This is a genomic window from Thermovenabulum gondwanense (assembly GCF_001601575.1).
GTDB lineage: Bacteria > Bacillota > Thermosediminibacteria > Thermosediminibacterales > Thermosediminibacteraceae > Thermovenabulum > Thermovenabulum gondwanense.
The window spans coordinates 36,936-59,048 of record NZ_LOHZ01000028.1; the positions used below are offsets into that span (position 1 = coordinate 36,936).

Consider the following 22,113-nt stretch of genomic DNA (forward strand, 5'->3'; position numbering starts at 1 on the left):
TTATACGAGGGGGAAATATTATGTACTATGCGGAAATAAGGGTCATGTACAAAAAGGGCGTTTTAGACCCTCAGGGACAAGCCGTTAAGGGAGCCTTGCATCACTTAGGATTTTCTAAGGTTAATGATGTGAGCATAGGGAGGGTAATTTTTCTGAAATTGGAAGCCCAATCCAAGGAAGAAGCCCAAAAGACTGTAAGGGAAATGTGCGAAAGCCTTCTTGCAAATCCCGTAATTGAAGATTTTACCTATACAATTATGGAGGAAGAAAAATGAGGTGTGCGGTTATTGTTTTTCCCGGTTCCAATTGCGATCTTGATTGTTATCATGTTTTAAAAGATGTTATGGGGCAAAATACGGAATATGTTTTTCACAAGGAGAAATTTTCTCCCGGGGATTTTGATTTAATAGTTCTCCCGGGGGGATTTTCCTACGGCGATTACTTAAGGGCGGGAGCTATTGCCCGTTTTTCAAAGGCTATGGAAAGTGTTGTCAAGGCTTCTGAAAAAGGAAAGCTAATTCTTGGGATTTGTAATGGGTTTCAGATTTTACTTGAAGCAGGCCTTTTAGAAGGAGCAATGATGAAAAACAGGGATCTGAAGTTTCACTGCCATGAGGTCTATTTAAGGGTGGAAAACAACGAAACGCCTTTTACTCATCTTTATAAAAAGGGTGAAATTATAAAAATGCCGGTAGCACACGGATTCGGTAATTTTTATGCCCCTGAAAATACCTTAGAAAAATTAAAAAATAACGGGCAAATAATTTTTACCTATTGTGATAAGAATGGAAATGTTACGGAGGAATCCAACCCAAACGGTTCCATCATGAATATTGCCGGCATTTGCAATGAGAATAAAAACGTTCTCGGGCTAATGCCCCATCCGGAAAGGTGTGCGGAGGAAATTCTAAAAAATACCGATGGGAAAAGGCTCTTTGAATCTGTACTGGAATTTATAAAAGGGAGGGCTCTATGACCATGCTGAAAGAAGCACTAAAATTAGGTTTAAATGAAAACGAATACAGCGAAATTGTAAATACCCTGAAAAGAGAGCCCAATCATGTGGAACTTGGAATGTATTCGGTAATGTGGTCGGAACACTGCAGCTATAAAAATTCAAAAAAATACCTGAAAAGATTTCCTACGAAGGGAGAAAGGGTTCTGGTAGGCCCTGGTGAAAATGCCGGAATAGTGGATATCGGGGATGGCTTAGCGGTAGTTTTGAAAATCGAAAGTCATAATCACCCTTCTGCGGTTGAGCCTTACCAAGGAGCAGCAACGGGAGTGGGTGGCATAATTCGCGATATTGTGGCAATGGGAGCAAGACCAATTGCTTTGCTCGATTCTCTGAGATTTGGAAATCTGAAAAACCCCAGGGTCAAATATCTTTTCAGCAATGTTGTAGCGGGCATAGGTGATTACGGTAATTCGGTAGGCATCCCTACTGTGGGTGGTGAAACTTATTTCAGCGATGAATATGATGAAAATCCCCTGGTTAATGCTATGTGCGTTGGAATTATTAAAAAGGACGAAATAAAAAGGGGAACCGCAAGGGGTGTGGGCAACTCCGTAATGCTGGTTGGGGCTTTGACGGGAAGGGATGGCATACATGGTGCCAGTTTTGCTTCGGAAGAACTTTCGGAAGATTCCAAGGAAAAAAGGCCTTCCGTTCAGGTGGGAGACCCCTTTATGGAAAAACTTTTGATTGAGGCATGCCTGGAAGTGCTGAAATTCGATTTTGTGGTGGGAATACAGGATTTAGGTGCTGCCGGTTTAACTTCAGCCTGTTCGGAAACTGCCGCAAGAGCGGGAACGGGAATAGAAATAGATGTGGATCTGGTGCCCAAAAGGGAAGAGGGGATGACCCCCTATGAAGTGATGCTATCGGAATCCCAGGAAAGAATGCTATTGATAGTAAAAGAAGGGTACGAAGAGGAAGTCATCAAGGCTTTTAAAAAATGGGATCTGAATGCCGTCAAGATCGGAAAAGTTACCGATGACGGGATGCTAAGGGTCCTGGAAAAAGGTCAAAAAATTGCTGAAGTACCGGCAAAATCCCTGGCAGAAGGGGCGCCTCAAGTAATTCACGAGATAAGGGAACCTATAGTGCAGGAAGAAAAGGATATTGTAAATGTAAAAGTCCCTGAAGAATTAAATGAGGTTTTTAAAATTCTTTTATCTTTGCCGAATATTGCCGATAAATCTCTCGTTTATCATCAGTATGACTACATGGTAAGGACGGATACGGTGGTAGCTCCGGGTTCGGATGCGGCAGTTTTGAGGGTAAAAGGCACCAAAAAAGGGCTTGCTTTGACCTGTGACTGCAATGCTTTTTATTGTTATTTGGACCCCTATGAAGGCGGGAAACAGGCGGTTGCTGAAGCAGCAAGAAACATAGTTGTGAGCGGAGCAGCTCCTTTAGCCATAACCGATTGCCTTAATTTTGGGAATCCCGAAAAAAATGAGGTTATTTACCAGTTTGCAAAGTGCATCGAGGGCATGGCCGAAGCTGCAGAATATTTTAAAATACCGGTGGTAAGCGGAAATGTAAGCTTCTACAATGAATCGAAGAATAAGGCGGTTCTTCCAACCCCGGTGGTAGGAATGGTAGGGTTGATGGAGGATATATTAAAACATACCACTCAATCTTTCAAAAAACAGGGAGACCTGGTTATTTTAATTGGCGAAAATACCGAAGAACTGGGCGGTAGTGAGTATTTAAAGAATGTTCATAAAATCAGATATGGAAAGCCTCCAAAGGTAGACCTAAAAAAAGAAAAATTGGTACAGGATTTTTGCTTGAAAGCAATAGAGCTTGGGCTACTACGGTCAGCTCATGATGTATCCGAAGGAGGGCTCGCTGTAGCTCTGGCTGAATGTGCCATAACCGGAGGTTTTGGATTTAAAGGAGATATTTATACCTCCCTGCGCGAGGATGCCGTGCTTTTCGGTGAAGCTCAGTCAAGGATAATAGTAAGCATAGATGAAAAAGAGTTTTCTACATTTAAAAGACTGGCCGAAGAAGAAGGGATTATTTATCAGGTCCTTGGCTTCGTAGATAAGGATAGCTTTGAGATTACGGTAAAAAATAACAGGATGAGGAAAATTTCACTGGGATTAGATGAAATTTCATATATTTGGAGGAATTCCTTAAAATGGGCTTTGGAGAAATAATGGGAAATGACAAATTAAAAGAAGAATGCGGGGTTTTCGGAGTTTATTTGAAGGAAACCGATCCCACCATAGCGAGAACGGTGTTTTATGCTCTAATTGCCCTGCAGCACCGGGGTCAGGAAAGTGCGGGAATTGCTGTAAGCAATGGAGAGGAGATTCTATACCATAAAAACCTTGGGCTTGTTAACGAGGTTTTTGATGAAAAAGTTTTGGATTCCCTTCAGGGTAAAATTTCCATTGGGCATGTCAGGTATTCTACTACGGGATCTAATACTGCAGTGAATGCTCAGCCCTTCGTAGTAAAATATAAAAATGGCTTTTTAGCGGTAGCACACAATGGAAATCTGGTAAATGCAGATATTTTAAGAAGGGACCTGGAGGAGAAGGGAGCCTTTTTTCAGACAACCGTTGACAGCGAGGTAATTGCCCATCTTATTGCAAGAGAAACTAAAAGCGACCTTATCGATGCAATTATAAAAACAATGGAATACATTAAAGGTTCTTATGCCCTTGCGCTGATGACACTGGATTCTTTAATAGCCATAAGGGACCCCTATGGCTTGAGGCCTCTTTGCCTCGGAAAATTAAATGGAGGCTATTTAATTTCTTCCGAAAGCTGTGCTTTTAATACTCTTGGAGCGGAATTTATAAGAGACGTGGAACCCGGTGAGATATTAGTAATTAATGAAAAGGGAGTAAACAGCATTAAGCCTTTTAATGCAAAAAAATCCCTGTGCATATTTGAATTTGTTTACTTTGCCCGCCCCGACAGCACGATAGACGGTATAAATGTACACCGGGCCAGGTTCAATGCGGGAAGGATACTCGCCAGTGAATGCCCGTGCGATGCAGATCTGGTTATAGGTGTTCCCGATTCGGGGACGGCTGCCGCAATGGGTTTTGCTTACGAATCGGGAATTCCCTATGGGGTTGGCCTTATTAAAAACAGGTATATAGGCAGGACCTTTATCCAACCGGGGCAGAAGTTGAGAAGCCTCGGAGTTAGGTTAAAACTGAATCCTTTAAAAGAAGAAATAAAGGGGAAGAGGCTTGTCATGATAGACGATTCCATAGTTCGCGGCACAACCAGCGGGCAGATAGTAAAAATGCTGAAAGAAGCGGGAGCCAAAGAGGTACACGTTAGAATTACCTCCCCACCCGTCAAATATTCCTGCTATTTTGGCATAGATACACCTACAAAGAAAGAATTAATTGCCTCAAGTTTAAGCATAGAGGAAATTATGAAAAGCATAGGGGCGGATAGCTTAGGATATTTAAGCACCGAAGGGCTAATAAAATCTACGGGAAAGGAAAAGGGATTTTGCCTTGGGTGTTTTACAGGAGAATACCCCGTGGAAGTACCGAGAGAGGGAAGAAAGTACCTTTTTGAAAAATGCTGAACGGGAGAGAAGGCTATGGAAAAAATGACCTATAAATCTTCGGGTGTGGATATAGATGCGGGCAATAAGGCAGTAGAGTTAATAAAAAAACATGTGCGTTCTACTTACAGGAACGAGGTTATTGGCGATCTGGGAGGATTTGCAGGATTTTTTAAACTGGACCTTAAAAAATATAAAAATCCGGTTCTCGTTTCCGGCACCGATGGGGTAGGAACAAAAATAAAGATTGCACAGGAAATTGACGTACACGATACTATTGGGATTGACCTGGTGGCCATGTGCGTAAATGATATTCTGGTAACGGGTGCTGAGCCTCTTTTTTTCCTGGATTACATTGCCTGCGGAAAACTCATTCCCGAGAAGATAGAAAAAATTGTCAAAGGGATTTCTGAAGGATGCAAAAAAGCTGGTTGTTCTCTCATAGGTGGAGAGACGGCGGAAATGCCGGGCTTTTATGCGGAAGAAGAGTACGACCTGGCAGGATTTGCGGTGGGAGCGGTGGATGAAGATGGAATAATTGATGGATCGGGTATTTCCGAGAAGGATATGGTAATCGGCATTTCATCTTCCGGACTTCACAGCAACGGATTTTCCTTAGTAAGAAAAGTGCTTTTTGAAAAAGCAAAGCTTTCCTACAATACTTATATGGACGAACTGGGTAAAACCCTTGGAGAAGAACTTTTAACTCCCACAAAGATTTATAAAGAGGATTTAGAAGTTTTAAAGGATTTCAGAATAAAGGGGATTGCTCATATTACAGGGGGTGGCCTGGTCGAAAACCCGCCCAGGGTTTTAAAAGAGGATTTCGGTTTTCGGATTTTTACCAATAGCTGGGAAGTTCCTCCTATATTTAACATTATTAAAAACTCAGGGGAAATCGAAGAAGCCGAGATGTTCAGAGTATTTAATATGGGTATAGGACTAATCCTGGTGGTTTCTGAAGAAGAAGTGGATAAAATTTTAAGTGTACTAAAAGAAAAAGGAGAAAAAGCTTTTGTCATAGGAGATGTAGTAAGGGGAGAAAGGGGCGTCACATTTTGCAAAAAGTAAAGGTGGGAGTTCTCGTTTCGGGCACAGGGACAAACCTGCAGGCTTTAATCGATGGAGTGAAGCGGGGGTTTTTACCCTGTGAGATCTCGGTAGTAATATCCAATAAAAAAGAAGCCTTTGCCCTAAAAAGAGCTGAGAAAGAAGGAATTCCGGGTTATTTCATAGATGAAAAGGATTTTAGGGAAAAAACGGATTACGAAAAAAAGATAGTAGAAATTTTAAAGGAATATAGAGTTAAGCTGGTGGTGCTTGCAGGTTATTTAAAGGTATTATCCCCGTATTTTGTAAGAGAATTTCATAATAAAATTATAAATGTTCATCCATCTTTGATACCTTCCTTTTGCGGTAAGGGTTTTTACGGCAGGAGAGTGCATGAAGAGGTAATAAAATACGGAGTAAAGGTGACGGGTGCTACGGTGCATTTTGTTGATGAAGGTACCGATACGGGACCTATTATTTTGCAAAAGGCGGTACCGGTACTGGACGAAGATACACCCGAATCCCTTGCGGAAAGGGTAAAAAAGGTGGAACATGAAATACTTCCCCTTGCAGTTAAGCTTTTTGCGGAGAAAAGGCTCGTAATAGAAAATAGAAGGGTGAAAATTATGGGAGGGCTTGGCGGTGATGGAGAAAAAGAGAGCAATAATATCGGTATATGACAAGAAAAATGTGGTGGAATTTGCAAAAAGACTTGTGGAGATGGGATATGAAATAATTTCCACGGGTAAAACTGCGGATATACTGAGCAAGGAAGGTATTATCACGATTAACATTTCCGATTATACCGGGTTTCCGGAAATGCTCGAAGGCAGGGTTAAAACCCTGCACCCAAAGGTGCACGGAGGGATTCTTGCCAGGAGAAAAAATGAAGAACATATGTGGGAGTTAAAACAACAGGGTATTTCTACCATAGATATGGTAGTAGTCAATTTATACCCTTTTAAAAACACCGTTTTAAAAGAAAAGGTGGATTTTGAGGAAGTAATAGAAAATATAGACATAGGTGGGCCTACCCTTCTCAGAGCAGCAGCAAAAAATTTTGAAGATGTAATTGTTATTTGCGATCCGGAAGATTATTTTGACATTATTGATGAATTAAGGGTAAAGGGAGACTTAAGTTTTGATAAAAGGTTTGAACTCGCTTTAAAAGTTTTTGAACATACCTCCCATTACGATGCGGTTATTGCGGATTATTTCAGAAAAACCTTGAAGAAAAAGGGAGTACAAATTGAAAAATTCCCCGAAACCCTTACCTTGACCTTTGAAAAGGTAGAGAAGCTTCGCTATGGAGAAAATCCTCATCAAGAGGCGGCTCTTTATAAAGAAGTAAAAACAAAAAAAGGGACCCTTTTTTCAGCCGAAATTTTAAACGGTAAAGAGCTTTCATTTAATAATATTAACGATATAGAAGCAGCCGTTACCATTGCTGCGGAGTTTAAAGAACCCTGTGCTGTTGCTATTAAACACACTAACCCCTGCGGGGTTGCTCTGGGAGAAAGTATTTACGATGCGTTCACCCGGGCCTACAATGCCGATCCTGTGTCTATTTTCGGTGGTATAGTTGCACTAAACCGCAAAGTAGATATTGAAACGGCAAAAGCCTTGAATAGCATATTTTTAGAAATAGTAATTGCTCCCGATTATGACGAAGAAGCTTTAAATTTGCTTAAGCAAAAAAAGAATTTAAGAATATTAAAAATGGAAATAAGCGAATATAAAAACATACATGAGGATGGTTTTGATATTAAAAAAATTGGCGGGGGAATTCTTGTCCAGGATTTTGATTCAATGGATTTTGATTTAAATGAACTAAAATACGTCACAAAGTTAAAACCTGCTGAAAGAGAATTAAAGGATTTGATCTTTGCCTGGAAGGTAGTAAAACATGTTAAATCCAACGCCATAGTTATTGCAAAGGATCTATGTACGGTGGGTATAGGCATGGGTCAGGTAAACAGGCTCTGGCCTACCCAGCAGGCAATTTCCTGGGCAAAGGAAAAGGCTCAAAATGCCGTTCTTGCTTCGGATGCATTTTTCCCTTTCCCGGATGTGGTAGAAGAGGCGGCTAAGGCTGGAATTAAAGCCATCATCCAGCCGGGAGGATCAATAAGGGATGAGGAATCAATAAAAGCATGTGATGAAAAAGGCATTGCGATGGTTTTTACCGGGATAAGGCATTTTAAGCATTAAATTAAAACCTTGGAGGGGAAATAATGAGGATATTGGTGGTTGGCCAGGGTGGAAGGGAGCATGCTCTTTGTTATGCCATTGCTAAAAGCAAAAAGGTAAAGGAAATTTTCGTGTCACCGGGCAATCCGGGGATGGATGAAATAGCCCGGAGAGTCGATATAAATGCGGAAAATATTGCAGGCCTTGCAGATTTCGCTTTGAATAAAAATATAGATATTACGGTGGTAGGACCTGAAACACCTTTAGCCCTGGGTATTTCCGATGAATTTAATAAAAGGGGATTGAATGTTATTGGACCTGTAAAAGAAGGTGCGCTGCTTGAAAGCAGCAAAGTTTTCGCAAAAAATCTTATGAGAAAATATTCCGTTCCCACCGCATTTTACGAAGTGTTTGACGATTACAGGAAAGCTTTAGAATTTATTGAGGTGCAAAAATTTCCGGTTGTTATAAAGGCGGAAGGTTTAGCCCAGGGAAAGGGAGTGGTTATTGCCCGGGATAAAAGGGAAGCCCGGGAAGCTTTAGAAGATATAATGGTGAAAAAAGTTTTCGGTAGTTCGGGAGAAAGGGTAGTTATTGAAGAATTCCTGGAAGGACGGGAAGTCACGGTACTTGCTTTTTGTGATGGTAATTCTATAATCCCAATGCTTCCAAGCAGAGACCATAAAAGACTTTTTGATAATAATGAAGGGCCAAACACGGGTGGAATGGGGGCGATTTGTCCCTGCCCGGATGTGGATGGTAATTTAATGGAGGATATCTATAAGAAAATACTGATAAGAACTTTGGAGGGTTTAAAGAAAGAAGGTATAATCTATAAAGGTATTCTTTACGCGGGTTTAATGCTCACAAAAGAAGGCCCCAAGGTACTTGAATTCAACTGCCGTTTTGGTGACCCTGAAGCTCAGGCGGTATTGCCGCTTTTAAAAAGCGATGTTGTAGAAATTTTCGAAAGTATAATTAACGAAAATCTTGATAAACAAACCATCGAATGGGAAGGACTATTTGCAGTTAATGTGGTTGCCGCATCGGGCGGGTATCCCGGCAAGTACGAAAAAGGCAAAAAAATAATAGGCCTTGAAAAGGCCAGGCAAAAAGGAGTTTTTGTCTTTCATTCAGGCACCTTAAAATCCGGTAATGAATATTACACATCCGGCGGCAGGGTTCTTTCGGTTACAGCGATGGGAGCAAAACTAAGCGAGGCAAGGGAAAAGGCGTATGATGCTTTAAAGGAAATATATTTTGAGGGAATGCATTTTAGAAAAGATATTGGACTATACTAATTTATATTCTAATATCACTTCTTTTGACTCAATATTATAAAGTTTTACCACATCCTCGAGGATTATTCCGCAGGAAGGAATACCGTCCTTCGGCAAAGAGGGTGAGCCGGGATTTATAAGTATTACATTGCCTATTTTTTCAATAGTTTTAACATGTGTATGTCCTGCAATTAAAAAATCCACACCCCAATCATTACATAAGTTCAACCATTCCTCAAGGGGTTTATCGTGGCCGTGAATGGCCACTATTTTTTTTGCATAAGTATATATTAAAGCATAGCTGTTTTGAATGGGAAACCTCAACAGCATCTGGTCTATAGCGGCATCGCAATTACCGCAGGCTGCAACAATAGGTTGTTTACATTCGTTTAATAAACGGGCTAATCTTTGCGGGTCATAACCTGCAGGCAGCGGGTTTCTCGGGCCATGGTATAAAACATCCCCCGTGTGCACTATGAGGTCGCAGTCTTTAATAATATCGAAGGCTTTCAAAAAGGCTTCTGCACTTCCATGGGTATCACTTATTAAACCGATTTTCATTTAAATTTCCTCCTTCTTGGGGTAAAAATTTATTTTTTGCCATTTCAAGAAGAATATTTTTTTCATTTAAAGATGGATCTTTTAAAATTTCATCCAAAAGATAGCTTAATATTTGACCTATTAGAGGACCCGGCTTTAAATTAAAGGCTTTAATTAAATCATCGCCTTTTACGGCTAAGTCCTTCAGGTTGTAATGTAAATTTTCTTTCTGTAGAATTTCTAATTTGTTTATGAGATTTGATAATCCCGGGCCTATTGCCTGGGGAAAACCGCTGGCAAGCCTATCGGCTTTTCTAATTTCAATGAGGTCGTAAATATTCTCCCACCCCACGGTAAAAACAAGCTTTCTTGCTTTATAAAGGTCATCCTCAGGGTAAAAAATGAACATATGATGTTTTATTAAATGGATCACCTTTTTAATGGTTTTTGAGTCGTATTTTAACCTTCTTAAAACTTCTTCAGCTATTTTGGCAGATATCTCATGGTGGTTGGGAAATTCTAAACCATATTCCTTTTTTTCCGCACAAAAGGGCTTCCCTACATCATGCAGGACTCCGACAAGCTTAAGGTGTAACTTCTTTGAAAGGTATTTACTCATTATAAGATTATGTTCCAATACATCATAGGGTTTATTGTAATGTTCAACTCCCATTCCTTCTAAAAGTTCGGGTATAATAAAATTCAAAAGATTTGTCAAAAAAAGCATGTTAAGGCCCTCGTAAGAATAATCGGACAGGAGTATTTTTGAAAACTCATCCCTGATCCTTTCCCTGGAAATAGTTTCTAATAGCGGGGATTTTGCTTTTATGGCGTATAATGTGGAAGGTTCGATGGTAAAATTGAGCTGTGCCATAAACCTTACCGCTCTTAATGCCCTGAGAGGGTCTTCCCAAATTCTTTTTGAAGAACCGGTGCATCTTATTATTTTGTTTTTAATATCTTCTATTCCTCCAAAGGGGTCAATAATTTTATTTTCTATCGGATCGTAAGCAATGGAATTTATTGTAAAATCCCTTCTTGAAAGGTCATTTTCAATAGAGTCAACAATACTATAATGGGGCTTTCTTCCCGGAGCGTCATTTCTAAAGGGGGTTATCTCTATTCTTTTGTCCTTTAGAACGTACAAAAAAGTTCCAAAATCCCCGTAAGGAATTGCTTTTGGTATTACTTTTTGAATTTCATAGGGTCGGGCGCTGGTAGATACGTCATAGTCAAAATTTTCTTTTCCCAAAAGTGCATCCCTTACTGTCCCTCCTACTATATAGGCTTGATAACCGTTATTTTTAAAACGTTTTATAACTTCCATAACATCCTGGGGTATTTTTATTTGGGGTAACATATTTACCTCCGGTATAATAAAAGAATAAATTTGAAGATTTATGTTGTTAAATCAAAATATATCATAATTTTACGTTTAATAAAAGATTATAAGTTTTTGAAGAGATGTTTAAAAAAAATTTTTATGCTATACTTTATATTTAGATGAGTATAATGTATCCGAAGAACCGCCTGCTGGGACCGGATGCATTAAAAAGGGCGGAATATAAATAGCCCAGCCTCAAGCAAGACATTTTCAGCTTGAGCAAAAGGAGGATGATGGATTTTAAAAAGCTTTTTTTAAAGGGGATAGATTTTGAAGATTTTTTAGAACAAGCTGACGAAAACTCGAGGAAAAAGATTGAGGATATTTACGGCAAAATAAACTTTAACGATAAATTGGTAGAAAGAATTAATGAGATTAATAAAAAAGTAAAGGTCCTGGTTTTTGCTGAAAGCTGGTGTCCCGATTGCATTGCTGCCGTTCCCGTCCTCATAAAAATGGCAAAAACCTCGGGTGTTATAGATTATGCAATACTGCCAAAAGAAGGAAATGAGGAATTACTGGAAAATTATAAATACGATGGAAAACCCCGAATTCCCACTTTTATTTTCCTTGATGAAAATTACAGAGAGTTAGGAAATTACGTAGAAATACCTGCTAAAATAAAAGAAATTTACGAAAAGGGTATGCAGGCGGATTACATTGTAGCCCGCAGAAATTACAGAAATGGTCTATATTCGGATATGATTGCGGAAGAATTTTTAAATATTATTGAGGGAAGATGAGAACAGCCTATGATTAAACTTAGAGGGCATCATTTAATTTGCTTGAATTATTACGATGGGGATGGTATTGATGAAAGGTTTAAAGAAAATGTGCAACTTATAAAGAAAAAAATGGCCGAGGGAGATGCGGTAAAGGTTGTAGAGGGTCCTGATGATGTATGTGAAGGATGTAAATATCTAAAAGATTTTACTTGTCATTATTCTTTGAGCTCAGAAGATGAGGTAAAAAGCTTGGATAATTTGGCTTTAAAGCACTTGAAATTTGCTGCAGGGGATTCGATTCGTTTTTCTGATTTGAAAAAAATCCTTTCTTTTATACCATTAGAGTTTTATAAAGAGTTCTGCAGCGGATGTAATTTTGAAGGATATTGTAAAAATCCTTTAAAAAACTGAAAAAGTTTTATTATATCCACCCTCCGGGGTGGTATTTTTTTATAATTTATAATTATTGATTATTTTTTTAATATATTGTATCATTTAATCAGACAAGTTAGTTAAAAGTTTAGCAATTTACAAAAAATAATAAAAATAGACAAAAAATTGATTATAAGGAGGATTCTAAATTGTACAACCTTTCCTTTGAACACACTTTCGGATTAGTGATTACACTGCTTTTTATCACCTTTCTCGGATATTTTTCGGGTAGGAATATTAAAAGTTCTTCCGATTTTTCTACGGGAGGAAGAAGAGCGGATTCATCCGTAATTGTCGGAGCAATAACGGGAACGCTGGTAGGAGGCGCGTCTACCATCGGAACGGCTCAGCTCGCTTTTGTTTCCGGGCTTTCTGCCTGGTGGTTCACCTTAGGAGCCGGTATAGGATGTCTGGTTCTGGCGCTTTTTTTTGCCGAACCATTCTATAAAATGAATAAAGGAACAATACCTCAAATTCTCTGCGACGAATACGGTCAAATTGCAGGGCCTATTTCCAGTATTTTTGTTTCTATTGGCATGTTTTTAAATATTGTAGCTCAGGTTCTTTCTGCCGTAGCCCTGATTACATCAATGTTTAAAATGCTGCCTTTTTCGGCTGCAGTAATTGCGATATTAATTATGGCTACCTACGTTATTTTCGGTGGGGTTTGGGGTGCGGGAATTGTCGGCGTGGCAAAACTTTTGCTCTTATATCTTGCAATGCTGGTAGGAGGTATTATTTCGTATAAAGGCCTGGGAGGATTATCGGGAATATTTAGTACCTTTCCGGCAAACCCATACTTTAACTTATTCGGGAGAGGATTCTGGGTAGATTTTGCTGCAGGTTTTTCGCTGGTTATAGGCGTTATTTCCACCCAGACCTATTTTCAGGCGGTGGTGTCAGGGAAAAGTGTAAAAGAAGCCAAAAAAGGTGCATTAATTAGTGCGATAATCATTCCTCCAATCGGTATAGCGGGGATTTTAATAGGACTTTATATGAAAGCAAATTTCCCCAACATAAATCCAGCCTCGGCTCTACCTTTGTTCGTTATAAACCATTTAAACCCCTGGCTGGGCGGAGTGATACTCGCCACCTTACTCATAGCCGTTGCAGGAACGGGTTCCGGGCTTACGCTGGGGATCAGCACCATCTTTGCCAAAGATATTTATGCAAAATTCATTAATCCAAAGGCAAATGACGGTGTTTTGCTGAGGGTAACGAGATTAAGTATAATAGCGGTTTTGAGCATCACGCTCTTATTCATCACCGGAAACCTGAAATCCCTGATTTTAAAGTGGAGCTTTATGTCTATGGGACTTAGGGGGGCTACGGTTTTCGCTCCCTTATGTGCGGCAATATTTATGAGAGGAAGGGTTGACAGGAGATTTGCAATCCTGTCAATGGTCATAAGCCCGTTAACGGTGCTAGTCGGTAAATTTATTCTACCCGAGAATATAGACCCTCTTATTCCGGGGATATTAATAGGTATGCTATTAATTTTTGCAGGAGCCCTTTTTAATAAAAGAACTCCCAAAAACAAAACTCAGATGGCTTAAATTAAACTTGTCAGGGGGAATTATAATGAAAAATCTAATGAACTATATATGGCTTTTAAATGCCTGCAATAACAGCCTGCTGGAAGCGGAAATCCTTTCAAAACAGGCTCTTGAAAGGTATGATGAATTTTTTAAAGAAATCGAAGGTATAAAAGGAGAAGAAAGAGATTGTTTGAAAAAAGAACTGGAAAATTCTATTTTATACATTGATGAAAAAGTAAAATTCTTACAACTTTTATCGGAGAAACTAAAGGAAGTTATTCCTTTACTAAAGGAGGAGTAAGATTATGATTAGCTCCGAACTTAAAAACAAGGTTATGACCGCAAAAGAGGCCGTTGAAAGGTTTATTAAACCGGGAACCCACATAGCCTTTGGCGGATTTACGATATTAAGGAGACCGATGACAATTGCCAGGGAGATTGTAAGGCAAGGGATAAAAGACCTTTTTGTTACCATGAACGGTGGAACACTGGTTGAAGAAATGCTTGCTGGAGCGGGATTAATCAAGTGGCTCGAAACTACTTACTTAGGCCTGGAAGGTGGCATGCCCGTTGCTTATGCTATAAGGCAGGCCATTGAATCGGGAGAAATCGAACTTATAGAAGATTACAGTAACTGGAGCTTTGCTCAGAGGACTTTGGCAGGAAGATTGGGTCTTCCTTTTATGCCCTGTCTTGGCGATATTGGCAGCGATCTTATTGAATACGATACATTCAAAAAGGCCGGGCTAAGAGGCAAGAAGGAAAACGGAGATTTTATTCACCCCGGAATACCTCCCAAAAAATATGAAATTATAGATGACCCCTTTGAGGGATTTGGGTTAAGACCCAGAAGATTTTTAAGCGGGGAAGATTCCTGCGTAAATAAAACTAATGCATACAGAGAGGGTAAGATAAATTCGAAAAAGTATACCGGAAAAGAAGGAGTTAAGGTTGCCCTTGTACCTCCTTTAATGCCCGAAGTATGTGTAGTGAGGGCTCAAAGAGTTGCTCTCGACGGCACCGTAAGAATAGAAGGCCTTATAGGTCCGGACCTGGATCAATCCCTTTGCGGTAGGATACTTATAGTAGAATGTGAAAGGATATGTCCACCGGAAGAGTTAAGAGCCGTTCCGGAACATAACCAGATAGCTGCTCATTTTGTACATGCTATTGTGGAACAACCCTTCGGAGCTTACCCCAGTGCCGTTCCAAATTACTACGATTACGATTATTCATGGTTTAAGAATTACGTAAAAGAGGTAAATCATCAGCCCAAAGAAAAAGTAAAGGAATTCTGGGAAAAGCATGTAAAGGAAACCAGGGATGATTGGGATTATTTGTACAATAGGGTAGGAATAAAGAAACTTTTTTCATTGAGAACCGATCCTAAATACCACTATAATCCGAACCTGGACAGATTCAATTGAGGGAAGGGTGAAAAAATGCCTTTAGATATAAATGTTAAGGAATATGAAGAATACTTAATAAAAATGGGTCTGGAAAAAGATAAATACACTTATATGGAACTTTTGGCTGTGGCAACGGCAAGGGAGATGCCCGACGAGGCCTTTGCGTTTGTAGGGACGGGATTACCCCTTCTTGCCGCTATGCTTGCCCAGCATACCCATGCTCCCAACATGACGATAATCCTGGAAGCGGGCACGGTAGGTCCTAAAATTGAACATATACCCGTTTCCGTTGCGGACCCCAGAGCGTGCTATCAGGCATCTACCCTTTCTACTCTTGTAGATGCATTTGGAACCTTAGCGGCCAGGGGGTACTGTACCCTCGGAGTTCTCGGAGCAGCAGAATGCGATAAATACGGCAACCTTAATTCAACAGCAATAGGTAGCTACTGGCCGAAAGGGGTTTCCGAAACGGGAAGAGGACCGGATGTTAGGTTTACAGGGAGTGGAGGGGCAAACAGTATAGCCAGCTTAGCGGATAAGATAATCGCCATGATGGTCCACGAGAAAAGGCGCCTCCCCGATAAGGTCCAATATTTAACCACACCGGCGGGAATGAGGGGGCCCAAAGGAGAGACGAGATTCGATTACGGCCTTTACAGAGGTGGAGAACTGGTGGTGGTTACCGACCTTTGCAAAATGAAGCCCGATCCCGAAACGGGTATACTTTTCCTTGACGAAATTTATCCGGGGATCGATCCGGAATTTGTAAAAGAGAATACGGGATTTAAGCTTGATATTTCGAGGTGCAGAGTTATGGAGCCACCTACGGAAGAAGAGTTGATGATTTTAAGGATGAAGGTTGATCCGGAAAGGATTTATCTGGGAAGAAAGCCAAAAAGAAAAGAATAAGGGTGCAAAAAACGCACCCATTTTTTTTTAAGTTTAATTTACAGGTATAGCAAAAACAAAGCAAATTTTATAAAATGATTATAAGGTATAAAAATTAAATTTAAATTTAGCAAAAGGAAGGTAATAACATGCCCTTTATATTAATGCTTTTATTAATATTTTTTTTCTTCCCGTATTTGATACTCCCCTTTCTAATATTTTTTATAATAGGTTCATTATTTTTACTGCCTTATGTCTTAATTTTCAACTCTTTTTATAATGTTATAACAATCCCCTGGCAGATAATAAAAATTGCCGCGGATAAAAGGGTAAGAAAAAATCACAGCTTAGAGCATGCCACCGTAAATGTGCTGGAGGAAAGATATGGACGAAATTTAAGAATAGGCGGACTTGCTTATTCTAATGGTTTTACCCTATCGGGGCCTGACCTTCCTCCTCCTTACGAAATTTTAGATGCAGCCCGGGAAGGGCTTTTAAGGATGAGACGGGGAGAAATAAATTTAGCTCTACACCCGCGATGCGGAACTTCCATTGCTGCAGCCAATTTTTTATTTTCTCTTGCTTTTGTTATTGTATTAATCTTTTATAAACACTTTAATTTATTAAATATATTAGTAGCTTTTCTTTTAGCAAATATTCTGGCAAAACCTTTTGGAATCATGCTCCAAAAGTTTTTCACCACTCATCCCGATGTAGAGGATGTGGAAATTCTTGATATATACGGACAAGGGCTTGGCTATCCTTTTGAATTCTTTTTAAACCCTAACAGGACTTATTTTATAAAAACCGCCGATGTAAAAAGGGGCTTTAGATTATTTTTATAAGGAGAAGAATATGAAAATAGAGGGCGAAAAAATTGAAGCTATTTTTGTAAAAAGGCTGAATCGATTTGAGGCGCAAGTTTTATTAAACCAAAAAGAGATTACCGCTCACGTTCCAAATAGCGGGAGGCTAAAAGAGCTGTTAATACCCGGAGCGGAAGTAATACTGCTTGAATCAAAAAATAAAAATAGGAAGCATAAATATGATTTAGTATTTGTCAAAAAGGATTTATATTTAATTTCCGTTGATTCCTCAATTCCATCAAAACTTGCCGTTGAAGAAATAAAACGGGGAGCTCTTGCTCCCTTTTTTAAAGAATATAAAAATTTAAAAACAGAAGTCAAATTTAAAGATAGCCGTTTTGATATAGGGCTGGGTAATTCCGAACGCATAGATTATTATTTGGAAGTTAAAGGGGTAACCCTTGTAAAGAATGCGGTAGCTTTTTTCCCGGATGCACCGACAGTAAGGGGAACAAAACATTTAAAACATTTGATTGAAGCCAAAAAAGAAGGTTACGCTGCCGGTGTCCTTTTTATTGTGCAAAGGGAAGACGCAGTAATTTTTTGTCCTAACTGGGAAACGGATAAGGCTTTTTCTGAAGAACTAACCAGAGCTCGGAATGCCGGTGTTGATATATTTGCTTTTAACTGTGAAGTAGGAGTGGATGATATAAAGATAAAGGGAAAAATTAAGGTTTTGTTATAGAGCTACAAAAAATTTGAAAGATGCTTAGCAACAAAATTTTTATTGTTATGTACATTTTTAAAAACTAATTTACATTTATGTACATGATTTCTGCAAGATGTCTAAACACCTCTCCTATGGATTCGTGAATTACAAGGTCTGCATACCTGTCCCAGGGGGTTTCTTCTTTGTTGATGATGACCAATTTTTTGGAAAAGGAAGGGAGATCCGCTACGGGGTAAACCTGAAGGCTGCTTCCCACCACCACTAAGAGCTCACATCCCTCCATATCTTCAAGGGCTTTTAAATAATCCTTTCCCATGGGGTCTTCAAACAAAACCACGTCAGGCCTGAGCATGCCGCCACAGTTGCTGCATTTGGGAGGATTTATGCCGGAAAAGTACTGGCCAGACATCTCTTCAAAGGGAAAGGTTTTCTTGCATTCAATACAATGACAGGTCCTTAAATGCCCGTGCACCTCTCTTACCCTTTTCGACCCAGCTTTAATATGCAAACCATCGATATTTTGAGTGATTACTGTTTGTATGTATCCCATTTCTTCAAGCTTTGCTATTACCTTATGAGCAATATTTGGTTGTGCATTAACGTATTTTGTCCAGGTGGGTATATTAAAATCAAAGAACTTTTTTGGATCCGTCATAAGCGCTGTTACACTGACGTATTTCATAGGGTCAAATCTTTCCCATAGCCCCGTGCCCTTGCTCCGGTAATCGGGGATACCACTTTCGGTGCTAATTCCTGCCCCCGTCAATACATTATTTTTTTTGTTCTCTGTTAAGAGCTCTTTTAAGGCCTCTATTTTTTCATTAAAACATTGAAGGTTTTGTATCATGACTCTCCTTCCTTTCATAAATATTATCATCTTTATTTAAGATATATTATATATAAAAAAACGTTCTTATAAATACTTCAAAAACTTATAGTATCAGAGACCCATCCGTTAAGGATATTACGCTTTTCAGTGATATGGAACAAAAAATACTGTATACATATAGTGTTATAGAAGGAATTTATTAAATTTTGTAGAAATAGAATAAGAAAAAGTAATTATTATCACAAATAATATATAATAAGGTGTTGCTAATGCAAAACATTAATAAAAACGAAATTTTAATAACGGGTTATGCAAAATTACCTGAAGAAACAACAGCATATAAACTTTACAGTGTTGTAGGGATTAGTTTACGTGTTAATATTGAAACTTCAGAAATTATTGATGCAGATATAACTCTTGCAACTTCTGTAGCTAAACAATTTTTTAAAGACGTTGTTGTAGGTAAAAGTATGAAAAAGATAGATGAAATAATTAACATATTTGAAAGACAATATTTAGGTACCGCTAAAAAATCTATAATTACTGCTTTAAAAATATGCCACATGAAATATAGAGATTATTTAAGAAATATTGAGAGCGATGATGAATAGTAAAAAATAATTAAAATTTTTGTAAGGCCATTTATCTGCAGTGACAAAAAGACCTTTTGTCATAAAAGCAGATAATGTGCGGCCTAAGATAGCTTTATTATGCTGTCTTAGGCCGCTTTTATTTTATAAAAAATTTTGAGAGGTGATTATTTATGAATATATCTAAGGAAAGATTACGCCTACAGAGCTTAAAAGACAAAATTATGACAGCTGAAGAAGCAGCCAATTTAATTAAAGACGGTATGATTGTTGCTACCAGCGGTTTTACACCTTCTGGCTATCCGAAAGAAGTACCAATAGCGATTTCAAAAAGAGCGGAAAAGGAAAATCTAAAGATTACCCTTTATACTGGGGCTTCTGTAGGCGACGAGCTGGATGGTACCCTTTCAAGAGCCAATGCACTGATAAAGAGAATACCCTATCAGACCAATGAAAGTATAAGAAATGCCATTAATTCAGGAAAAATAGAATTTGTTGATCTTCATCTTAGCCATATGCCGCAGATGATAAGATATGGTTTTCTTGGAAAGATTGATGTAGCAATTATAGAAGCCGTTGCCATTAGGGAGGATGGGGGGGTAGTTCCAGCTACTTCTGTGGGTAATAGTCCTGTTTTTGTAGAAATGGCGGAAAAGGTGATAATTGAATTAAATGAAAGTCATCCTTTAGAACTTGAAGGTATGCACGATATTTATACACCGAAGAATCCTCCTAATAGAAAACCTATTCCTTTAACCAAGGTAGATCAAAGAATTGGGGGAAATTATATACCGTGCAATCCTGATAAAATTGCAGCTATTGTTCTTACCAATAGAAAGGACAGTGTAAGACCTCTTGCACCTGTTGACGAGACGTCTAAAAAAATATCCGAACATCTTATAGAGTTTTTAGAAAATGAGGTTAAAAAGGGAAGGCTCCCGAAAAACCTACTTCCTCTCCAGTCAGGCGTAGGAAATATAGCTAATGCGGTTTTGAAAGGTCTATTGGATTCACCTTTTGAAGGACTTGAATTCTATTCTGAAGTAATTCAGGACGCAGTTTTTGACCTTTTGGACAGCGGGAAAATGGTAATTGCCTCCGGTACCTCTGTTACCCCTTCGGAAGAGGGACTTGAAAGATTTTACCAAAATATTGATTTTTACAGAGAAAGAATAATACTCCGGCCGCAGGAAATAAGTAATAATCCTGAAATAATAAGGCGTCTTGGTGTTATAGCAATGAATACAGCTATTGAGGTAGATATTTACGGACATGTCAATTCAACTCATATCATGGGGACAAAGATGATGAATGGCATCGGAGGTTCAGGAGATTTTACGAGAAATGCTTATATATCCATATTTGCTACTCCTTCTACTGCAAAAAACGGATTGATTTCATGCATAGTGCCGATGGTTTCTCATGTAGACCACACTGAGCACGATGTAATGGTTGTCGTTACAGAACAAGGCCTTGCTGATTTAAGGGGATTAAGTCCTAAGGAAAGGGCTAAGGAGATTATTAAAAAATGTGCACATCCCGATTTTAAAGATGCCTTAATGGAATACTTCAATAAAGCAATAGAAAAAGCAGGCTTAACCCATACTCCGCATATTCTTGAAGAAGCTTTTTCTTGGCATACAAAATTTTTAAAAGAAGGGAGGATGATTTAAAAACATTGTAAGGCTAATATTCTAAGTAATTCTTTTACTCAAAAATTTTAAAGGAGGGAAAACTGTGGATGCGTTTATTAAGAGTGTAATTGGCAATAAATTTTTCATCCTATTTGTTGTTACTGCTCTTGGATTGATTTTAGGGAAAATCAAGGTAAAGGGTATAAGCCTTGAGACATCGGGAGCACTTTTTGTAGGCCTTGTTTTTGGCGCTCTTGGATATAAACCAGAAAAAGTTCTTTTTACCTTCAGTTTAATAGTATTTGTATCAGCAGTTGGTTTATTAGCAGCAAAGGACATAGGAAGGGTAATAAAACTTTACGGACTGAAATTTGTTTTGTTAGGAATTATAATAACTTTTGCCGGAGCTTTTGCTACTTATATTCTTACATTGATGTATCAAGGATCTCTTGATCCCTATCTGGTATCGGGTACTTACACCGGAGCCCTTACGAGCTCACCGGGCCTTGCAGCTGCCCTTGAAGCTACTAAAAATAATCCAAATATAACCATAGGGCACGCAGTAGCTTATCCGTTCGGAGTAATAGTTGTTATACTTTTTGTTCAATTAGCTCCATTGATATTTCGTATAGATGTTAAAAAAGAACTGGAACAATATAGGATGGAAATGATGCAGGGAGTGCAGGGAGATAAAAACCAGAAGTCTGAGCCTACTCAGGTAAAAGAAAAATTCAATCTTTTAAGTTATTGTATAATACTTGCATTGGGAATAATTATAGGAAGTATACCCTTTAAAATTCCAGGAATTGCAACACCTATAAAGTTGGAAACAACAGGTGGCGTATTAATATCAGCACTTTTGTTGGGCTATTTCGGTAAAATTGGTTCTTTAAATACCAGAATGCCTAAGGAAACCTTGGCAAATTTTAGAGAACTTGGTCTTGCGTTTTTCCTCGCAATAGTAGGTCTTGATAGCGGTGCGGGCGTGGTCGAAGTAGTTAAACAGACAGGTGTGATATTATGCGTAATTGGGTTTGTAGCTGGTTTATTTGCTGAATTAGTAGGATTTTTAATTGGAAGGTATATCTGGAAGATTAACTGGATACTTCTTTCTGGTGCTATATGTGGAGGAATGACAAGCACACCCGGATTAGGTGCGGCTATAGAAGCTACTGGAACTGATGAAGTTGCTACCGGTTATGGTGCAACATATCCTATAGCTCTTCTTTTCATGGTAATATGGACTATACTGCTTCACACTGTTTTAGGTTGATAACATATCAGTTTGATTGAATATATATTGATAAATAATTAATGATTAAGGAATGGGTAACGGAATTTTTATTAAAACTGTTACCCATTTCTCCCGTGGTATTATTAAAATTTGTAATTTAGGAGGGAAAAAACTTGTTTGACAAAGAAACCCTTAGCAGGATAGAAGCAGAACAAAAAAGATGGGAAGACACAACTTTAAAAAAGACGATTGCGAAAGCACCCGAAAGATACGAAAAATTCTATACCGGTTCAAATATAGA

General features: G+C 38.8%; 22 protein-coding genes. 19 read left to right on the forward strand and 3 right to left on the reverse strand.

The genetic code is table 11. From position 1 onward, the window contains the following. Positions 1-20 precede the first annotated feature (20 nt). Genes purS through purD form a run of 8 tightly spaced genes read left to right on the forward strand, consistent with a single transcriptional unit; the run spans position 21 to position 9,094 of the window. Entirely contained in the window at positions 21-275 is a 255-nt protein-coding gene (gene purS, locus ATZ99_RS06200; RefSeq protein WP_068748376.1) for a phosphoribosylformylglycinamidine synthase subunit PurS, read from the forward strand. Beyond that, complete coding sequence (purQ, locus tag ATZ99_RS06205) at positions 272-976, forward strand: phosphoribosylformylglycinamidine synthase subunit PurQ (protein ID WP_068748377.1); 705 nt, start codon at positions 272-274, stop codon at positions 974-976. Before purS ends, purQ begins: the two co-directional genes overlap by 4 nt. Before the next feature lie 2 nt (positions 977-978). Beyond that, positions 979-3,174 carry a phosphoribosylformylglycinamidine synthase subunit PurL gene (gene purL / locus ATZ99_RS06210; protein ID WP_068748400.1) on the forward strand — a complete coding sequence of 732 codons (2,196 nt, stop codon included), beginning with the start codon at positions 979-981 and terminating at the stop codon, positions 3,172-3,174. Next, the gene (gene purF / locus ATZ99_RS06215) at positions 3,174-4,574 is read left to right on the forward strand and encodes an amidophosphoribosyltransferase (protein ID WP_068748399.1); all 1,401 of its coding nucleotides are present in this window, start codon (positions 3,174-3,176) and stop codon (positions 4,572-4,574) included. The genes purL and purF overlap by 1 nt, the downstream gene beginning before the upstream one ends. 24 nt (positions 4,575-4,598) lie before the next feature. Further along, positions 4,599-5,624: a phosphoribosylformylglycinamidine cyclo-ligase gene (gene purM / locus ATZ99_RS06220; protein WP_068748401.1), complete on the forward strand. Its 1,026-nt coding sequence runs from the start codon at positions 4,599-4,601 to the stop codon at positions 5,622-5,624. Continuing rightward, on the forward strand, positions 5,612-6,283 hold the full coding sequence (purN, locus tag ATZ99_RS06225) for a phosphoribosylglycinamide formyltransferase (protein WP_157074725.1): 672 nt from the start codon (positions 5,612-5,614) through the stop codon (positions 6,281-6,283). The genes purM and purN overlap by 13 nt, the downstream gene beginning before the upstream one ends. Further along, the gene (purH, locus tag ATZ99_RS06230; RefSeq protein ID WP_068748379.1) at positions 6,249-7,814 is read left to right on the forward strand and encodes a bifunctional phosphoribosylaminoimidazolecarboxamide formyltransferase/IMP cyclohydrolase; all 1,566 of its coding nucleotides are present in this window, start codon (positions 6,249-6,251) and stop codon (positions 7,812-7,814) included. Before purN ends, purH begins: the two co-directional genes overlap by 35 nt. A gap of 23 nt (positions 7,815-7,837) precedes the next feature. Beyond that, a complete protein-coding gene (purD, locus tag ATZ99_RS06235; protein ID WP_068748380.1) occupies positions 7,838-9,094 on the forward strand; it encodes a phosphoribosylamine--glycine ligase in 1,257 nt (418 codons plus the stop codon). On the opposite strand, the gene yfcE is transcribed toward purD, so the two are convergent. Next, positions 9,086-9,634, reverse strand: a complete 549-nt coding sequence (gene yfcE, locus ATZ99_RS06240; RefSeq protein ID WP_068748381.1) for a phosphodiesterase — start codon at positions 9,632-9,634, stop codon at positions 9,086-9,088. The genes purD and yfcE overlap by 9 nt on opposite strands. Then, positions 9,612-10,973 carry a CCA tRNA nucleotidyltransferase gene (locus ATZ99_RS06245; RefSeq protein ID WP_068748382.1) on the reverse strand — a complete coding sequence of 454 codons (1,362 nt, stop codon included), beginning with the start codon at positions 10,971-10,973 and terminating at the stop codon, positions 9,612-9,614. The genes yfcE and ATZ99_RS06245 overlap by 23 nt, the downstream gene beginning before the upstream one ends. Before the next feature lie 254 nt (positions 10,974-11,227). Here ATZ99_RS06245 and ATZ99_RS06250 point away from each other — a divergent pair, with 254 nt between their 5' ends. The 8 genes from ATZ99_RS06250 to sfsA all read left to right on the forward strand — a co-directional run bounded on the left by ATZ99_RS06250 (position 11,228) and on the right by sfsA (position 17,540). Beyond that, the gene (locus tag ATZ99_RS06250) at positions 11,228-11,740 is read left to right on the forward strand and encodes a thioredoxin family protein (protein ID WP_245641325.1); all 513 of its coding nucleotides are present in this window, start codon (positions 11,228-11,230) and stop codon (positions 11,738-11,740) included. Positions 11,741-11,749: 9 nt separating this feature from the next. Beyond that, complete coding sequence (locus ATZ99_RS06255; protein WP_068748383.1) at positions 11,750-12,133, forward strand: DUF1284 domain-containing protein; 384 nt, start codon at positions 11,750-11,752, stop codon at positions 12,131-12,133. A 170-nt stretch (positions 12,134-12,303) separates the two neighbouring features. After that, complete coding sequence (locus tag ATZ99_RS06260; RefSeq protein WP_068748384.1) at positions 12,304-13,710, forward strand: sodium:solute symporter family protein; 1,407 nt, start codon at positions 12,304-12,306, stop codon at positions 13,708-13,710. A gap of 25 nt (positions 13,711-13,735) precedes the next feature. Then, the gene (locus tag ATZ99_RS06265) at positions 13,736-13,993 is read left to right on the forward strand and encodes a hypothetical protein (protein ID WP_068748385.1); all 258 of its coding nucleotides are present in this window, start codon (positions 13,736-13,738) and stop codon (positions 13,991-13,993) included. Between the two features lie 4 nt (positions 13,994-13,997). Then, positions 13,998-15,119: a CoA transferase subunit A gene (locus tag ATZ99_RS06270; protein WP_068748386.1), complete on the forward strand. Its 1,122-nt coding sequence runs from the start codon at positions 13,998-14,000 to the stop codon at positions 15,117-15,119. Positions 15,120-15,134: 15 nt separating this feature from the next. After that, positions 15,135-16,010 carry a CoA-transferase subunit beta gene (locus tag ATZ99_RS06275; protein WP_068748387.1) on the forward strand — a complete coding sequence of 292 codons (876 nt, stop codon included), beginning with the start codon at positions 15,135-15,137 and terminating at the stop codon, positions 16,008-16,010. 128 nt (positions 16,011-16,138) lie between these two features. Further along, positions 16,139-16,834 carry a DUF6391 domain-containing protein gene (locus tag ATZ99_RS06280; protein ID WP_068748388.1) on the forward strand — a complete coding sequence of 232 codons (696 nt, stop codon included), beginning with the start codon at positions 16,139-16,141 and terminating at the stop codon, positions 16,832-16,834. Between the two features lie 10 nt (positions 16,835-16,844). After that, the gene (gene sfsA, locus ATZ99_RS06285) at positions 16,845-17,540 is read left to right on the forward strand and encodes a DNA/RNA nuclease SfsA (protein WP_068748389.1); all 696 of its coding nucleotides are present in this window, start codon (positions 16,845-16,847) and stop codon (positions 17,538-17,540) included. Positions 17,541-17,604: 64 nt separating this feature from the next. Here sfsA and ATZ99_RS06290 read toward each other — a convergent pair whose 3' ends face one another. Then, positions 17,605-18,390, reverse strand: a complete 786-nt coding sequence (locus tag ATZ99_RS06290; protein ID WP_245641326.1) for an NAD-dependent protein deacylase — start codon at positions 18,388-18,390, stop codon at positions 17,605-17,607. Positions 18,391-18,623: 233 nt separating this feature from the next. On the opposite strand from ATZ99_RS06290, the gene ATZ99_RS06295 reads away from it, so the two are divergent. From ATZ99_RS06295 to ATZ99_RS06305, 3 genes are all read left to right on the forward strand, one after another. After that, positions 18,624-18,965 carry a DUF3870 domain-containing protein gene (locus tag ATZ99_RS06295; protein ID WP_068748391.1) on the forward strand — a complete coding sequence of 114 codons (342 nt, stop codon included), beginning with the start codon at positions 18,624-18,626 and terminating at the stop codon, positions 18,963-18,965. 152 nt (positions 18,966-19,117) lie between these two features. Beyond that, the gene (scpC, locus tag ATZ99_RS06300; protein WP_068748392.1) at positions 19,118-20,617 is read left to right on the forward strand and encodes a succinyl-CoA:acetate CoA-transferase ScpC; all 1,500 of its coding nucleotides are present in this window, start codon (positions 19,118-19,120) and stop codon (positions 20,615-20,617) included. 64 nt (positions 20,618-20,681) lie between these two features. Further along, positions 20,682-21,851 (forward strand): aspartate-alanine antiporter-like transporter, encoded by a 1,170-nt coding sequence (locus tag ATZ99_RS06305; RefSeq protein ID WP_068748393.1) that lies wholly within the window; start codon positions 20,682-20,684, stop codon positions 21,849-21,851. Positions 21,852-22,113 lie beyond the last annotated feature (262 nt).

Excerpts from the sequence above, each read along its gene's own strand:
- purS (WP_068748376.1), top strand. The coding sequence starts at position 21 with ATGTACTATGCGGAAATAAGGGTCATGTACAAAAAGGGCGTTTTAGAC.
- purQ (WP_068748377.1), top strand. The coding sequence starts at position 272 with ATGAGGTGTGCGGTTATTGTTTTTCCCGGTTCCAATTGCGATCTTGAT.
- purL (WP_068748400.1), top strand. The coding sequence starts at position 979 with ATGCTGAAAGAAGCACTAAAATTAGGTTTAAATGAAAACGAATACAGC.
- purF (WP_068748399.1), top strand. The coding sequence starts at position 3,174 with ATGGGAAATGACAAATTAAAAGAAGAATGCGGGGTTTTCGGAGTTTAT.
- purM (WP_068748401.1), top strand. The coding sequence starts at position 4,599 with ATGACCTATAAATCTTCGGGTGTGGATATAGATGCGGGCAATAAGGCA.
- purH (WP_068748379.1), top strand. The coding sequence starts at position 6,249 with ATGGAGAAAAAGAGAGCAATAATATCGGTATATGACAAGAAAAATGTG.
- purD (WP_068748380.1), top strand. The coding sequence starts at position 7,838 with ATGAGGATATTGGTGGTTGGCCAGGGTGGAAGGGAGCATGCTCTTTGT.
- yfcE (WP_068748381.1), bottom strand. The coding sequence starts at position 9,634 with ATGAAAATCGGTTTAATAAGTGATACCCATGGAAGTGCAGAAGCCTTT.
- ATZ99_RS06245 (WP_068748382.1), bottom strand. The coding sequence starts at position 10,973 with ATGTTACCCCAAATAAAAATACCCCAGGATGTTATGGAAGTTATAAAA.
- ATZ99_RS06250 (WP_245641325.1), top strand. The coding sequence starts at position 11,228 with ATGATGGATTTTAAAAAGCTTTTTTTAAAGGGGATAGATTTTGAAGAT.
- ATZ99_RS06255 (WP_068748383.1), top strand. The coding sequence starts at position 11,750 with ATGATTAAACTTAGAGGGCATCATTTAATTTGCTTGAATTATTACGAT.
- ATZ99_RS06265 (WP_068748385.1), top strand. The coding sequence starts at position 13,736 with ATGAAAAATCTAATGAACTATATATGGCTTTTAAATGCCTGCAATAAC.
- ATZ99_RS06270 (WP_068748386.1), top strand. The coding sequence starts at position 13,998 with ATGATTAGCTCCGAACTTAAAAACAAGGTTATGACCGCAAAAGAGGCC.
- ATZ99_RS06275 (WP_068748387.1), top strand. The coding sequence starts at position 15,135 with ATGCCTTTAGATATAAATGTTAAGGAATATGAAGAATACTTAATAAAA.
- ATZ99_RS06280 (WP_068748388.1), top strand. The coding sequence starts at position 16,139 with ATGCCCTTTATATTAATGCTTTTATTAATATTTTTTTTCTTCCCGTAT.
- sfsA (WP_068748389.1), top strand. The coding sequence starts at position 16,845 with ATGAAAATAGAGGGCGAAAAAATTGAAGCTATTTTTGTAAAAAGGCTG.
- ATZ99_RS06290 (WP_245641326.1), bottom strand. The coding sequence starts at position 18,390 with ATGAAAGGAAGGAGAGTCATGATACAAAACCTTCAATGTTTTAATGAA.
- ATZ99_RS06295 (WP_068748391.1), top strand. The coding sequence starts at position 18,624 with ATGCAAAACATTAATAAAAACGAAATTTTAATAACGGGTTATGCAAAA.
- scpC (WP_068748392.1), top strand. The coding sequence starts at position 19,118 with ATGAATATATCTAAGGAAAGATTACGCCTACAGAGCTTAAAAGACAAA.